Source organism: Paraburkholderia xenovorans LB400, assembly GCF_000013645.1.
GTDB lineage: Bacteria > Pseudomonadota > Gammaproteobacteria > Burkholderiales > Burkholderiaceae > Paraburkholderia > Paraburkholderia xenovorans.
This window is the reverse complement of record NC_007953.1, coordinates 1,362,622-1,376,829: the sequence shown is the minus strand read 5'-3', so window position 1 is coordinate 1,376,829 and position 14,208 is coordinate 1,362,622. Positions and strand designations below refer to the sequence as shown.

The window sequence follows — 14,208 nt, the reverse complement described above, 5'->3', positions numbered from 1 at the left end:
GCATGATGACCGCACACTCATTTTATCGACCACTTTCGGGACTGGACCTGCTTGGCCGTACCGCCGACGATCCGCGCGAGCGTGGCCGCGTTGTCCTCGAATCGCTCATGCGCATCGAAGAGGTCGAGTCGGAAGTAAGAGCAATGACGGCCGTCGCACGTCGTGAGGCCGCGATGGCAACGGCCACGGCAGCCCGGGGGCCGTTGGCCGGTATGCCAATAGCGGTGAAAGACATTTTCGACACAAACGAATTCGTCACCAGTTACGGCTCGCCGATCTACGAAAGCCAACAACCTAAATCCGACGCCGCGATAGTCACGTTATTACGACGTAACGGCGCCGTCATAATGGGCAAAACCGTCACCAGCGAGTTTGCGTACATGTCGCCGACTGCGACGCGAAATCCGTGCGGCCTGGGGCGTACCGCAGGCGGATCGTCATCCGGCTCAGCCGCTGCGGTGGCGGCCGGTATCGTGCCTTTCGCGATCGGTTCGCAGACCGGCGGTTCAACGATCCGGCCCGCGTCGTTTTGCGGCGTCGCCGGCTATAAGCCGACATTCGGCATCTTGCCGACCGTCGGAATGAAGTGCTTCTCGTGGTCCTTCGATACGATCGGCCTCTTTGCTGCCGGTGTGCGCGATGTCGCTTACCTCGCGCAGATCCTGTCGGGGCGCCAGCTCGCTGTGGAGCGTGTATCGACCAGCCCGGTGTTCGGCGTGCCAGATAGCTACCCATGGACTGAGCCGTCGGCGAATGCAGGCGCCGTGCTCGATATCGCCGCGCGGGCAATCGAGGATGCGGGCGGTCGTATCCGGCGCGTGCGTTTCGCACCGTGGATGGCCGACTTGATCTCCGCGCACGACACGATCCAGAGCTACGAAGCGTATCAGGCGCTGGGGTTCGAGTACGATCATCATCGGGCTGATTTGTCGCCGAAGCTTGCCGCTTTTCTCGAGCGTGCAGCGCACGTCGACACGGCTACATACGCCAAAGCGTGCGTGTCGATGGAGCAGGCGAAAGACAGGCTTTCCGAGCTGTTCGACGGCATCACCGCATTGCTGACGCCGAGTGCGCCCGACGAAGCGCTCGACGGGCTTGGCTCGACGGGCGACCCGGCGTTCAATCGCAATTGGACCCTGCTCGGATGCCCGTGCGTGAATGTGCCTGGACTTTGGGGCGCACGAGGTGGTCCAATCGGCGTGCAGGTCATTTGCCGGCCGCGCGACGACGCCAGATGCCTCGACGCTGCGGCATTCGTCGAGCGGGCGATCACAGGGATTGTTGGACTTTTCCCGCAACATAGGGAATGACCAGACGATGCAAGGAGAAATCAGAATGGGAGAGAACTCACGAGAGTCCGCCACGCGGCTACCTGCCGACGCCGGATGGCGTATCGGCGTGTTGTACTCCCGTACCGGAGTGACTGCGGCAACCGAGTCAGAACACTTTTTCGGCACCGCGCTCGCGATCGAGGAAGTCAACGCGGCTGGTGGTGTTGACGGGCGCCAGCTTGACCCGGTTGTCTACGACCCAAAGAGCGACCCGGACGAATATCGCCGCCTCGCCTCGCGGATGCTGCAGGAAGACGACGTGACGGTGATTTTCGGCTGTTCGACGTCGTCGAGCCGAAAAGCAGTGTTACCGGTGATCGAGCGCAACAACGCGCTGCTCTGGTATTGCTCGATCTATGAAGGATTCGAATATTCGCCCAACGTGATCTACACCGGGGCGGTGCCGAACCAGAACAGCATGCAGCTGGCCGCATATCTGCTCCGTAATCACGGCCGCCGCTTCTTTCTGGTGGGGGCAGACTATATCTATCCACGAGAGTCGAACCGCATCATGCGGGACATGGTCGAGCAACATGGCGGCGAAATCGTGGAAGAACTCTATTTACCTAGCGATGCCGATCCCTCCGCATTGGACCAGGTGGTCCGGCAGATAAAGGCTGTTAAGCCCGACGTAGTTTTCTCCACGCTAATCGGCCGTGGCGCGCGTGCCTTTTATCAGTTGTACCGCGAGCACGGTATCGACCCTTCGCGCATCCCGATCGCAAGCCTGACGATGACCGAAGGCGAAACGCGGATGATTGGTCCTGAATTGTGCGGCGGTCACATCATTTCAGCCAGCTATGTCAACACGCTGAACCATGCGAGCAACAAGCGCTTCCTCGAATCATGGCGGATGCGATTCGGAGATCAGCCGGCCAGCATGTGGTCCGAGATGGCGTACAACCAGGTCCATCTTTTTGCGCTAGCGCTGGCTCGTACGCGAAGTCTTGACACGGCAAAGCTGGTGGAAGCGGTTCACGAGGTTGAATTCGATTCGCCAGAAGGTATGCTGAAAATCGATCGGGAGAACAACCACGCGGTCTTGACCCCTCGCATTGCCATTTGTAGACCAGACGGCTTGTTCGATATAGTTTGGGAGGGCCGCATCCCGATCAAACCAGATCCCTATCTGACGTCGTATGGATTCGCGGAGTTCTGGCTTGACGGAGATGCGGCATGAGCACGGGTGCCCGCCGGCTATTTGACGATCTGCGCACACTGCGCGTCCTTGTGATTCATCCGCCGGGGGACGACCGCAGTGTTCTGGAGGAACAATTGCGTCGGATCGGTTGCCCGGTGCGCGTCCTCTGGCCGTTTCCGTCTCAATTGCCCGCAGATGCCGACGCAATTTTTTTTCTCGTCGGTCCCGAGACCCGGAGTGCCGGAAATTGGTGTGCAGCCGATACTGAAGCGACGCTTATTGCATTGTCCGATTATGAGAATCCAACGGCGTTGAAAATGCTGCTGGATACGCAAGCGCACGGCGTGATCACAAAGCCGTACCGTTCTACGGGTATTCTTAGTACCCTGGTGCTTGCACGCGCTTCCTCGGGGTATCAGCAGCGGCTACACAACAAGATCGGTAAGCTTGAGGATGCGATCAAAGCGCGTCGCCATATCGAGAAGGCCGTTCGTATCCTCATGGAGGCGCATCGATTAAGCGAAAATGAAGCGTACGAGCACATTCGTTCACGAGCCACAGGTCTCCGGGTCACTGTAGGCGAGATCGCCACCATGGTGATCGATGCGCATGAGGCGATGGACAAGCTTGGATTTGGCAAAGGCCTGACGCCTTGAGTCATCACAATGTGAAAGGAGGCTGCGGAATTGGATCGCACCTATGCGCTCGCGAATCCATTACGCACACAATGGACCTCTTGTCCCGCAGTGGCTCCACATCAAACGGAGGTCCGTTGCGCTAGCAGCGGGCTGCTGTTGCAACGGTCCGGTCGTGGACCTGGAGCGGACCTTGGACGCTTCAATGATTTTGGCCGCTCAGGGTCGAAGATTGACCGCTCCCCACGCGCACAATCGATCTCCCTTCGTTGAAGAGGAGATTGTCATGGAAACGCTTAATTCTTCTGGCGCTCGTCGCATCGTGCATCGGTGGGTTGCGTCAATCGGACTCGACGACACGGCCTGCGGCACGCACACCATGCGCCGCACGAAGGCGTCGTTAATTTATCGACGCACGAAAAACCTGCGCGCGGTTCAGTTACTCCTGGGCCATACGAAGCTCGAGAGCATCGTTCGATACCTTGGTATCGAGGTAGATGACGTGCTCGAGATGGCGGAGCAAACCGGAGTCTGATAGCTGTTGGCCGGCGAGCGGGCGCTGGTCGGCCATGAGCAGACGTTCGCCCAACCTGCCCCTTCGACACTCGCCAGACCGCACGACTCCGTACACGGCCATTCGCTCGTCCTGCGCTGGCGTCACTTCCTCGGCCGTTGTTGACGTTGGAGTGATGCGAGCACACGCATGCCTTTGATCTTGGTGCTAAAAACTGGTTAGCCTGATCCAGGTTGGCGGGAATGCGACAGCGCGGATTCTGCATTCGGGTTTTCACGGAGTCGAATCGTTGTCGATTTGCTGTCGCATCGCCCGTCGTGTGAATGAGAGCCAAACTATCATCTGGCTTTGAAACTACATCACTTCAAGCACCGATGGAGATGTCAATGACTAAGGTAAGAGTTGCGGGGTTTGGTGTCTCGCTTGATGGCTTTGCTGCGGGAACCGCTCAAAGTTTAGACCACCCGCTTGGTGTTCGAGGTGAGGAAATCTTTCAATGGTTTTTCCCCACGCGGACGTTCCGTCAGATGCTGGGCAAAGAAGGTGGTGATACTGGCCTTGATGACAGATTCGCGCAACGAGCAATGGAAGGTTTCGGTGCCTTTATCCTTGGTCGCAACATGTTCGGCCCTGTTCGTGGCGAATGGCCGGACGATCAATGGAAAGGCTGGTGGGGTGACAATCCACCGTATCATGCGCCAACCTTCATACTCACGCATCATGCACGACCGTCAATTGAGATGCTAGGCGGAACGACATTTCATTTTGTTACTGGCGGCATTGAGGATGCGCTGGAAAAGGCACGCAAAGCGGCGGGCGGAAAGGACGTCAAGATTGGCGGCGGTGTCAAGACTGTGAAGCAATACGTTCAGGCCGGCTACGTGGATGAGATCCATCTCGCCTTTGCTCCGGTTGCGCTCGGTCAGGGGGAATCGCTCTTTGGCGGCCTGGATCTGCGCACTCTAGGATATCAGACCGTCGAGCATGTACCGACGGACCGAGCCACGCACATTGTCCTCGCGAAGTAGAGTTGGCGATCAATTGGTTGCGGCGCTCCGGCGGTACCTTGCGATCGACAGCAAGTTGCGAGCATGCGATCTCACCAGGCTACGCATATCCGATATCTGCCTTGGATCACGGGTCGCGGCGCGTGCGATGGTCATGCAGCAGAAACGCAGCGGCCAGTGCAGTTCGAGATTACCGAGCAGACCCGGACAAGCGTAGAGGCATGGATACGAGCTGCGGCTCTGGCATCAGGCGACTATCTGTTTCCCAGTCGCATTCACGGTTCGCCGCATATATCCACGCGCCAGTATGCCCGACTGGTGCATCGCTGGATACGATCAATCGGGCTCGATGACACCGGCTACGGAACGCACACGAGGCGACGCACCAAGGCGTCGCTGATCTACCGGCGCACAAAAAACCTTCGCGCGGTCCAGTTGCTGCTCGGGCACACGGAGCTGGAGAGCACGGTCTGTTACCTTGGCATTGACGTAGACGATGCGTTGGAGATGGCCGAACAAACTGAAGTCTGATTGAACCGAGGTCGGCGAGCGGACGCTTGCCGGCCATCTTAGCCATTGGTTTGACGAGTGCGAATATCCGCTCTCGGGATTGCTAACGACGTGCGTTCCTGGGACGTCGACCCAGTGTGGTGTTGCGCGAATGCCCTCCGGTAACCGCCGCCTGCGGTATGACGCATGCCCATGAATCGCATGCTGAACAGCGGCATTGGCAGATTGATCGGTTCAATGACGTTGGTTCCACACAGCTGTCTGCGCCATCCGCGTGGTCCACGCTTCGTGTGGCGCGATAACAGCCGCTGCAGGCCCGACGCGGTGAAATGACAGGAGCCCAATCAAAACATCAAATAAAACGATACTTCCGATGAAATCGGTGTATAACCAATCACGAATTCTTCGTAAGGTTGCGCCGCCTGCTTCCGAAGAGCGAATATCTGACGCCCCTTTGCATTGCGCCTTTTAGGCCGTGCGAACCTCACGTCGCCAATATTTGGCTATCCATTCCTAGCTGTTCAATCCCGGCACGCTTTGCAGCCGGTCCGATTCTTCCAGAACTCGTGGCTACCCAGATCATTGGGACATTTTCAACGCCACACCTCAAGCCAAACCGACTTTCAGGCGACACCGAATACGCGGTGCCGCGGGCCGATATGCAGGAAAAGAACCATGAAAAATCTTGACCATGAAGCGGCGTCGTCGCCGCACGGGGGTTGCAAATGACTCATCTATCGCGTTTCGCGAAACAGCTTATCGGGTTTTCTTCAGTTTTGCTGATAGCGCTGGCAGCAGGTTGCGGCGGTTCTTCGCATGGTGATCAATCCAGCCCGGCGCCGGGAGCAAACCAGGACTCGACCCGACCTGTCGTCAGCGCTGCATTGCCAGCGCCTGGCGCCACAGGTGTTCGAACGGCGACAAAAATCGCCGTTACTTTCAGCAAGGACATGAGCCCGGCAACGATTTCCGCGTCGAGCTTTACGGTCAGCGGTCCGGGCGCCGCCGCGATTGCCGGCACGGTGAGCTACAACGTCAGCTCCAGGGCCGCGATATTCATCCCCACGAACGCATCACTGCCCGTGAACAGTGCCCTTACGGCAACCATCACGACTGCGGCGAAGGACACCTCCGGCAATGCGCTGCTGAACAATTTTGTGTGGACCTTCACGACCGGCGCGGTCGCGGAAGTGACGCCTCCGACCGTATCGCTTACCGTGCCAGCGGCGGGTGCGGCGAATACGCCTTTGAACACGCGAATTGCGGCGACGTTCAGCGAAGACATGGATCCGTCGACGATCTCGACGGCCAGCTTTATGTTGACCGACGCCAGTGGCGCGCAGGTAGCGGGCACCGTCTCTTATGCGGCAGGCGCACGAAGTGCGATCTTCACCCCGACCACGCCCGCGCTCCTCAACGCGGGAACAGCGTATAACGCGACGATTACGACCGCAGCAAAAGATCTTTCCGGCAATGCATTGAGCAGCAACTTTACGTGGACGTTCAATACAGGGAGCAGCGCGGACACGACGCCTCCGTCGATCGTGTCAACCAACCCGGCCAACGCCGCGGACGGCGTTTGCACCAACAAGTCGGTCAACGTCACCTTCAGCGAGGCGATGGACCCGTCGACCATCACTGCGGCCACCTTCACGGTGGCGGCATCCAGCGCGTCGGCAACGCTGTTGCCGGGCACCGTTGCCTACGATGTCCCAAGCAGGGTAGCTACCTTCACACCACTCAGCCCGCTCGCGGCCAACACGAACTACACGGCCACGATTACGCCCGGCGTCAAGGACCTTGCCGGCAATGCACTAGCCTCTGCGTCGGTGACGACGATCACGACCAATTCGTCGTTATGCGCCGCAGCACCGGCTCTGGGCGCTGCACAGCCCTTCGGTTCGTTCGGCGGCAACGCTTCAGTCACCAACGCCGGCCTGAATACCATCATCAACGGCGATCTCGGTGTGAATGCCGTTTCTACGTCGATAACGGGACTGCATGATTCCGGCAATAACGTCTATACGGTTACTCCAAACAACAACGGACTGGTCACGGGCCTTGTGTTCACATTGACCGCGCCGCCGGGTTCTGTCGCAGGACTTGCGGTGACGCAGGCGAGCGTCGATGCGACGACGGCGTTCAACTCGCTTTCGCCGGCCTCATTGCCCGGTGGCATCAATGTGGCGAGTCTCGCCCAATGTCCGAGTTGCGGCGGGGCTGGAGGGGGCGCGGATGAACTGGCTGGCCGTACTCTTCCGCCGGGGATCTATCTGTCGACCACCGGTACCTTTGATATTGGCGGCGTAGGGCGCCCGGCGGCAAGTCTGACGCTGGACGCAGGCGGCGACGCCAATGCTGTCTGGGTGTTCCAGACAGCCGCCAAAACGGGCACCTTGAATGTTGGTGTAACTGGACCTGCGACACCGGCCGTGCCAATCCAGGTATTGCTCGTGAATGGCGCACAGTCGAAGAACGTGTTCTGGTATGTCCCGGCCGGTGCGGTTATCGGAACGGGGGCCACGATGACCGGGACGATGTTATCCAATGCGTCGATTACCTTGTCTACAGTGGGCGGGACGCCTCCTACCGCCGTCATCACGACGCTCAATGGTCGCGCCATCGCATTGACCGCGGCGGTGACCATGGTCAATACGGTGATCAACGTGCCTGCGCAATAGAGCCGTCGTCGCCAGTGAGAGTGCCCGGTATTGGCCGGGCGCTCACCCCGGCGAGTAACCATGCAGCATGCGCCCTGTTTTACCGCCTTACGCCGACACCGCCAATGCGCTACGTGCCGGGCATCCACCTCCAACCTGTGAGTCATACACCCATGAAAAGAATAGTTTTCGCACTCGCCGCCGCAGTTGTTGCTTTCAGCGCGATCGTTCCTGCTTCTGCCGCCTCGCATCACCGGTCATGCCACAGAGTAAGGGCGCATCACCACTGGGAAAACCGCTGTCGCTAGCCGATTCACGTAATTATCACCCCGTTAGCGGGGTTTAATGAGATGGTCACTCCCACCCTACACGCGAGCTACGCTGTAGGGTGTTATGTTCTGGAAGCCATCATGCAGGGCGTGACGCTGGTTGGAATTGATCTGGGCAAACACTCGTTCCACAGATGCACGGCTTGCTGCTTGAGTTCGGCGTCAGCCTGCCGACCGGTCGGGCAGTTGTCGCCCGTTTGCCAGCGGCACCCGCTGCCACAGCGCCTCATTGCGATCTTCGAGCGACTCCATGCCCGTTTCAGGTATCAATGTCCGGTATGAGACTACACTCGGACGCTTTCGCAAGATCGGCTGAGAAGGGTCGGCAAGCGCCGGATGTGCCGCCGATACCTCGGACGGACGTTTTCGCAACGCAGCATGCATGGCAATGGCTTCCGCTGAATCTGGCTACCCCTTTAATCCCACCGGTCGAGCCACTTCGCAGTCGCGAACAGCTCGTGCGCGCGAGCGTACAGGTGGTGCGCTAAAGCATGCGGCGAACCAGCGACGCTTCAACCGGTGCGCCAGGAACAGCCCGACAGGGCCGCCACCACGTCGGCTGACTGGCTGCCTCCGAACGGCTCGTGCGCGCAGACGCGCTATTACCCCGGCGCACAGATCAACAAGACGAACGTATCGAAGCCCAGAGCGGTCTTCGTATTCCAGAGCGCCGTCAACGAGTCGGTAAGTCCGCTCACGGGTATGTTCACGATCGCGCCACCGGACGGCTGATCCGCTATTCGCCGGCGATTATTCCACCAGGCAACATGTGGGCATTGCCGCCGGCCGGGTTGTCGCTGGATTGTCGTGATGCGGCGCGGTGGCTGGGGCCATCCGCTGCGCGGCGAGTCCATCGATGCCGCGCAACGGCGGCGGAAAGAGGAAATGAGTTGCCACGCCGGCCGTGCGGCTGACCGGCGCGGGCACCCAACAACGTCTGGGAATTACTGCGCAATGGGTTGGGTCACGTCCGTGCCGAACCAGTGAACGGATATCTTTTTTAGCGTACCGTCCTGCTTCAGTCCAGTCAGCGCATCGTCGAGCGCTTTCGCGAACTTGGGATTGTTCTGGCGGAATGGGATGCCCATGTCCTGGTCGGCGCCCTTGAGCACCGCCCCCGGGCGAAGCGGCAACTGCGAGGTCTTGATGATGTAAGGCAGCATTAGCCGGTCATCGATCGTCGCATCGATACGCTTCGCTGCCAGATCGCTCAGCTTTTCCGGCGCGCCAGGGTAGGTCTGCACGTTAATGCCAGGGACGGCTCGCGCCATCTGGTCATAGTTGGTCCCGAGCGTGACGCCGAGCTTTTTGTCGCCCTTGAACTCGTCCAGAGACCTGAACTCGCGCTTGTCGTCTGTCCGCTGGATCAACTGCGCGGCCGAGTACGTGTACGGCTGGCTGAAGTCGAGAACCTGCTTGCGTTGCGGTGTGATGGTGACCTGGTTGACGATTACATCAAATTTGCCGCTCTGCAGCGCGGCGATGATGCCGCTCCACTCAGTGGGAATGAATTGCGGCTTGACCCCGAGCTTCGTTGCCACAGCCTTCGCGACGTCGACGTCGAAGCCTTCGAGTTGACCGTCGCTGTTCCGGTAGTCGAATGGAGGATAGGTGCCCTCCAGACCGATCCTGAGTACGCCGGCCTGCTTCACGGTGTCCAGCAGATCTTCCGCATGGGCGGCAACAGCGGTAAAGCCAACGGCCGATAAAGCCAGCGCGTTGATGAGCAGACGCTTCGACAATTTCATTAAACGCTTCCTCTTTATTTGACTATCGGGTACGCAACGGATTACGCAACGACTGCGCTACTATGAATGGATTCGGTTTGCTCGTGAAGGCTGGTTAATCCGTATGAAGCTTTCGGCGGCGGCTTGGCAGCGCGGCGAGTGCTTTGCATGGGCGAATGCCGCGATGCGCCGGCATGCAGCCGTGCCGTCCGCAGGCTTACGCCTGCCACGACGGATCAACGCGGGAAATAGATCGCAATGAATCCGGGATGCTGATCCGTCGCACCGCCCACCGGAATGCCCTGTTCGACCAGCACCGTTTGCTGCGCGGCGTTGCGGTAGAGCTTCAGCCGGATAGTTTGCGGATTGGCCGGCTGACTGGCGTCGGAATAGCCGGCATCCGACAGCAGCGAACTCGCCTGTGCCGCACTGAAGCTCTGGTTGATCGTTGTGACGGTGGTCGAAGGATTGCCGTCGAACACGTTATCGGAGAAGCTGCCGTCCGCGTTGACCGTCAGCGTGGACGACGGTGACGGTGCACCTTCGGCCTTCGCGCCGCAGTTTTCCCAGCCGTCGAACACGGCGCCGCTCGCGCCGAGCGCCGCCCAGTTCGCGGACGGGGTGGCCGGCACGCTCCACGTATCGTCCAGCAACGCTGCCACGCTCCTGATATTGACGCCCGCGTTGACCCCGGTCACCGTGCCGGTACTGTCCGTTGCCGCCGACACGCAGGCCGTGCCGGCGCCCGGCACGTTAGCCGCGAGATGCGTCGAAACCAGCGGATTGTTCCCCGCGCCCAGCAGCGGCGCGGCGACGGCGCTGACCAGCATTGCATCGGTGGTCGTGGTCGCGGCGATGAGCGACAGTGAAACCGCTGCCACGCTGCCGAGCGTCAGACTGTTCGGGTAGACCGAAACATTCGGCGGGCTGGACGGCGCCGTGCCGGCAGCCGGCGTGCTGGAGCCGCCGCCATCGCCACCATTGCCGCCGCCGCACCCGCCGATTAACGTGGCGGTGCAGAGGGCGGCGGTGAAGAGCGCGGCGGGCCGTCGCGCTATCCGCCTCATGGCGCTCGCCCCCCACATGCTGCGGCTCAAGGTTGCGGCAGCAATGTCGCGGACACGCTGCTCGCATTCGCGATGAAGACGTTGCTGGCGTCGTCTTGCAGCAGATATCCCTGGCTAACGAGCGCGTTCGCCGCCGATGCGACCGCGGCCTGATACTTCGAGCGGCTGCCGCCATAAAGCGTCGTGAGCGTTGCGCGGGTATCGGTGCCGCCGGCCTGCGCGGCGGCATTCACCGCCAGCGGAATGGCTGCGCCGTTCGAAATGCAGCCGTCGCCGATCGCATGCCCGGCGCCACGGTAGTTCCAGCCGGTGTAGGTGGCGAGCGGCACGCTGACATCCGGCACCAGCACGCCGGATGTTTCGTTGCCGTTGGCGTCCACTTTCGGCACGAGGATGGTGTAGGCCTGCGCCGTGTTCACCACCGGCACCGCGTTGCTATAGTCGGTCACGAACAACTGGTTGTATTCACCGTTGAAGGTCAGTTGCAGCGGCGTGGGCGTCGCAGCCGGTCCGCTCGGAACCGACACGTTGGTCAGCGACGGGAAGCCCAGCTCGCTCTGGGTGGGTGCGACCAGGTTGCCGGACGCGACCGTCGGATATTGCGACGCGGGCGGCTCCGTGCCCTTGCCGACCCAGTTCACGAGCGCTGGAATCAACGCGCGTTCGACCGGCGTCTCCTCGACCGGCGAGCCCGGCAACTGGCACTGGCTGCCGGGCGCGGGCACCGTGAAATTGCCGGTCGTCACGCCGCTGCCGCCGCCGTGCTGGGTTCCCGCGACCAGGTAGTAGCGCACGTTCGGCGGCAACGGGATGTCGTTGCCGCGTCCATCGGTGACGACCAGTGACGCCGCGCCGCCCCACCATTCAAACGCGCCGTCGAGCTGCATGATCTTCGGACAGGTGTTGGTCGCGGTGCACCGCTTCAGGATACCGTCGGTGGCGCCGCTCACCGGGTCGGTCGTCGTGGCGTAAGTGAACGGGAACTGGAAGCCGGGCATGAAATGGTCTTCATGCTGCTTCGACCAGCGCCCCGGTTGCGCGAACGCCGCATTGGTCCATGTGCGGCGAGCGGCGGAAATGATCGGGAACATGCCGTCGAACACGATCTTGCCGTTCTTGTCGACATTGAAACCCTCGTACAGGAAGTCCTTCATGAAGCGGCCCGACTGCGAGATGCCTTCGCCGATCGCGATATCGAAGTTCGTGCTGGTCGAGCACGACGACGCGACGCATCCCGCCGTCTTCAGATCGTTGAGCGGATTGGCGGTGCCTTGCGCGTCGGCCGCGTCATAGCGAAGGAATGACACCAGGTCGCGCAGCGCGGCGAAGCCGATGCCGTCGACGGTCGGCGCGGCGGCCTGATAGACGAAGCTGTAGATGGTCCCGGCGTCAGGAGGAACCTGCGTGCCGTTCGGCCCGGGCACGGTGGCGGGCGGCGTGAACGTCACCGAGTAGTTGCCTTCATAGACATTGTTCGGCGTACTGACATAGCTCCACGTGGTGACCGGCTGGGAGGGCGCGGTATAGGTCTGCAGGCCGCCGGGAATGCTGCCGTACGCGGTGAGCCACGACTGGCGCGCGGTGAAAGTGACCGATGTCTTGTCCGCGAGATTGGCGGGCGGGTACGTCAACGGAATGGTGGTGGGCGGCCCGCCCGCGTAGTCGGGAATGAATTCCTCGCGGCTCATGCCTGTCATCGGCGAGCCGTCCTTGTTGGTCGCGACCGGGAAGCTGGCGCCGAGCAGGCCCGCACCGGCGGTCGTGCTGTTGCCGGTAAGCGGCACATCGCCCTGCCAGCCGCTCCACAAGACCGTGTAGCCGTTACGCAGCAGCGACGGGAAACTCGACGCTGGCGCGGCGCCCGTATCGAGCGCGCCGCCGCCTACGAAAGACGCCGCACCGATTTTGCTGCCGCGATTCACGACGTCATAGAACAGCACGCGTTTGGCGGCCGATGCGTTTTGCGGACGCAGGATCACGACGTCGGTCGCATAGGCAACGTAGCCGTCGCTGCCGACCGGCGCGTTCCTGAGGTTCACGATGCCGGCATTGAGCGGGTCGTTCGGATCGAGTTCGCCATGCACGACCGCCGTTATCACCTGATACGGACCCGCCGCGCCGCCCGGCGTCGCGCCGCCGAATGCGGGCGCGCTCGAAATGATCTGGAAGCTTTTGATGAAGCCTGCGCCGTGGACCACAGGGGGCGGCGCGGAAACGTCGTCGCTATGTCCGCAAGCACCGATCAGCGCGATTCCTACACCCGCTCCCACTGATACGGCTATTGACTGCATCTTCATGGTCAGGCCTCCGAACACGGTCAGGGAAAAAGAGTTCGCGCGCATGGAACAAACGGACCGTCATCGACGAATATCGCCGATATGCCCAGAAGCCTTGTCAATATTTTGCAAGACCGTTCTTTGTATATTTATATCCTCAGAACGTATTTATAATTCGACCCACACCGTTCTCAACTATCGTTTACGCGTACGGTGACGGCATGCTCGTTGTGGTCAACTCGATTCCGTGGGGAGTCCAAACATGACAAACAAGCTCACTCTCGCAGACCGGCTGCGGGAATCCATCGAAGAAGCCATCGCCACCGGCGACCTGCCGCCCGGCGCACGGCTCGACGAAGCGGAGTTGATTGCGCGCTTCGAAGTATCCCGAACGCCCGTGCGCGAAGCGCTGCTCCAGCTGGCCGCGGCGGGGATGGTCGAGATGCGCCCGCGTCATGGTGCCGTGGTCGCGAAGATCAGCCTGCACAGGTTGATCGAGATGTTCGAAGTGATGGCCGAACTCGAGGCGATGTCCAGCCGTCTCGCCGCAAGACGGATGAATGCGCGGGAACTCGAAGCGCTGCGCGATGCTCATGTCGCGTGTCAGAAAGCGCGAGACGCCGACAGCCCGGACGAGTACTTCCATTTGAACGAGCGCTTTCACTGCCTGATTTACCAGGGCAGCCACAACAGTTTTCTGCACGATCAGGCGAAGGCGCTGCATAAGCTGCTGCGTCCATACCGGCGCTTGCAGTTGCGCGTCAAGGGGCGCGTGGCTGCGTCGTTCGACGAACATCAGGCGGTCGTCGATGCGCTCGCGGCGGGAGATGGCGACGCTGCCGCCGCGGCGCTGAGAGGGCACATCCTGGTCCAGGGCGAACGCTTTGGCGATCTGATCGCGGCGCTTGCGCAAGTCGGCGCGCAATAGTCGCCCCACGTTCGCGTTGAAATAGATCGACTGAGATCGACCGGCGATGTCGGCGCGCGAATATCGCCCGTGCATGCGCCTCT

11 protein-coding genes and 2 pseudogenes are annotated in these 14,208 nt (G+C 60.9%); 10 read left to right on the top strand and 3 right to left on the bottom strand.

Annotation, left to right across the window (positions count from 1 at the left end; all coding sequences use genetic code 11):
• The first annotated feature begins 2 nt into the window (after window positions 1-2).
• From BXE_RS42815 to BXE_RS42780, 9 genes and pseudogenes are all read left to right on the top strand, one after another.
• On the top strand, window positions 3-1,310 hold the full coding sequence (locus tag BXE_RS42815) for an amidase (protein WP_049782493.1): 1,308 nt from the start codon (window positions 3-5) through the stop codon (window positions 1,308-1,310).
• Between the two features lie 25 nt (window positions 1,311-1,335).
• Window positions 1,336-2,511: a transporter substrate-binding domain-containing protein gene (locus tag BXE_RS42810; RefSeq protein WP_040123603.1), complete on the top strand. Its 1,176-nt coding sequence runs from the start codon at window positions 1,336-1,338 to the stop codon at window positions 2,509-2,511.
• Entirely contained in the window at window positions 2,508-3,128 is a 621-nt protein-coding gene (locus BXE_RS42805; protein WP_011494387.1) for an ANTAR domain-containing response regulator, read from the top strand. The genes BXE_RS42810 and BXE_RS42805 overlap by 4 nt, the downstream gene beginning before the upstream one ends.
• 265 nt (window positions 3,129-3,393) lie before the next feature.
• Window positions 3,394-3,642, top strand: a complete 249-nt coding sequence (locus BXE_RS42800) for a tyrosine-type recombinase/integrase (RefSeq protein ID WP_407668650.1) — start codon at window positions 3,394-3,396, stop codon at window positions 3,640-3,642.
• 365 nt (window positions 3,643-4,007) lie between these two features.
• Window positions 4,008-4,649 carry a dihydrofolate reductase family protein gene (locus tag BXE_RS42795; protein WP_011494386.1) on the top strand — a complete coding sequence of 214 codons (642 nt, stop codon included), beginning with the start codon at window positions 4,008-4,010 and terminating at the stop codon, window positions 4,647-4,649.
• 37 nt (window positions 4,650-4,686) lie between these two features.
• Window positions 4,687-5,159: pseudogene (locus tag BXE_RS42790) on the top strand (tyrosine-type recombinase/integrase); the annotation flags it as partial.
• A gap of 704 nt (window positions 5,160-5,863) precedes the next feature.
• Window positions 5,864-7,819, top strand: coding sequence for an Ig-like domain-containing protein (locus tag BXE_RS42785; protein ID WP_011494383.1), 1,956 nt, complete (start codon window positions 5,864-5,866; stop codon window positions 7,817-7,819).
• 439 nt (window positions 7,820-8,258) lie between these two features.
• Window positions 8,259-8,394, top strand: a pseudogene (locus BXE_RS47755) (IS110 family transposase); the annotation flags it as partial.
• Window positions 8,395-8,646: 252 nt separating this feature from the next.
• Entirely contained in the window at window positions 8,647-8,859 is a 213-nt protein-coding gene (locus BXE_RS42780) for a hypothetical protein (RefSeq protein WP_040123605.1), read from the top strand.
• 212 nt (window positions 8,860-9,071) lie between these two features.
• Here BXE_RS42780 and BXE_RS42775 read toward each other — a convergent pair whose 3' ends face one another.
• The 3 genes from BXE_RS42775 to BXE_RS42765 all read right to left on the bottom strand — a co-directional run bounded on the left by BXE_RS42775 (window position 9,072) and on the right by BXE_RS42765 (window position 13,218).
• Window positions 9,072-9,875 (bottom strand): transporter substrate-binding domain-containing protein, encoded by an 804-nt coding sequence (locus BXE_RS42775; protein ID WP_011494381.1) that lies wholly within the window; start codon window positions 9,873-9,875, stop codon window positions 9,072-9,074.
• 215 nt (window positions 9,876-10,090) lie between these two features.
• Window positions 10,091-10,921 carry a hypothetical protein gene (locus BXE_RS42770; protein WP_011494380.1) on the bottom strand — a complete coding sequence of 277 codons (831 nt, stop codon included), beginning with the start codon at window positions 10,919-10,921 and terminating at the stop codon, window positions 10,091-10,093.
• A 26-nt stretch (window positions 10,922-10,947) separates the two neighbouring features.
• Window positions 10,948-13,218, bottom strand: coding sequence for an alpha/beta hydrolase domain-containing protein (locus tag BXE_RS42765; RefSeq protein WP_011494379.1), 2,271 nt, complete (start codon window positions 13,216-13,218; stop codon window positions 10,948-10,950).
• Between the two features lie 241 nt (window positions 13,219-13,459).
• On the opposite strand from BXE_RS42765, the gene BXE_RS42760 reads away from it, so the two are divergent.
• Window positions 13,460-14,125 carry a GntR family transcriptional regulator gene (locus BXE_RS42760; RefSeq protein WP_011494378.1) on the top strand — a complete coding sequence of 222 codons (666 nt, stop codon included), beginning with the start codon at window positions 13,460-13,462 and terminating at the stop codon, window positions 14,123-14,125.
• Window positions 14,126-14,208: the final 83 nt, after the last annotated feature.

Excerpts from the sequence above, each read along its gene's own strand:
- BXE_RS42815 (WP_049782493.1), top strand. The coding sequence starts at position 3 with ATGATGACCGCACACTCATTTTATCGACCACTTTCGGGACTGGACCTG.
- BXE_RS42810 (WP_040123603.1), top strand. The coding sequence starts at position 1,336 with ATGGGAGAGAACTCACGAGAGTCCGCCACGCGGCTACCTGCCGACGCC.
- BXE_RS42805 (WP_011494387.1), top strand. The coding sequence starts at position 2,508 with ATGAGCACGGGTGCCCGCCGGCTATTTGACGATCTGCGCACACTGCGC.
- BXE_RS42800 (WP_407668650.1), top strand. The coding sequence starts at position 3,394 with ATGGAAACGCTTAATTCTTCTGGCGCTCGTCGCATCGTGCATCGGTGG.
- BXE_RS42795 (WP_011494386.1), top strand. The coding sequence starts at position 4,008 with ATGACTAAGGTAAGAGTTGCGGGGTTTGGTGTCTCGCTTGATGGCTTT.
- BXE_RS42785 (WP_011494383.1), top strand. The coding sequence starts at position 5,864 with ATGACTCATCTATCGCGTTTCGCGAAACAGCTTATCGGGTTTTCTTCA.
- BXE_RS42775 (WP_011494381.1), bottom strand. The coding sequence starts at position 9,875 with ATGAAATTGTCGAAGCGTCTGCTCATCAACGCGCTGGCTTTATCGGCC.
- BXE_RS42770 (WP_011494380.1), bottom strand. The coding sequence starts at position 10,921 with ATGAGGCGGATAGCGCGACGGCCCGCCGCGCTCTTCACCGCCGCCCTC.
- BXE_RS42765 (WP_011494379.1), bottom strand. The coding sequence starts at position 13,218 with ATGAAGATGCAGTCAATAGCCGTATCAGTGGGAGCGGGTGTAGGAATC.
- BXE_RS42760 (WP_011494378.1), top strand. The coding sequence starts at position 13,460 with ATGACAAACAAGCTCACTCTCGCAGACCGGCTGCGGGAATCCATCGAA.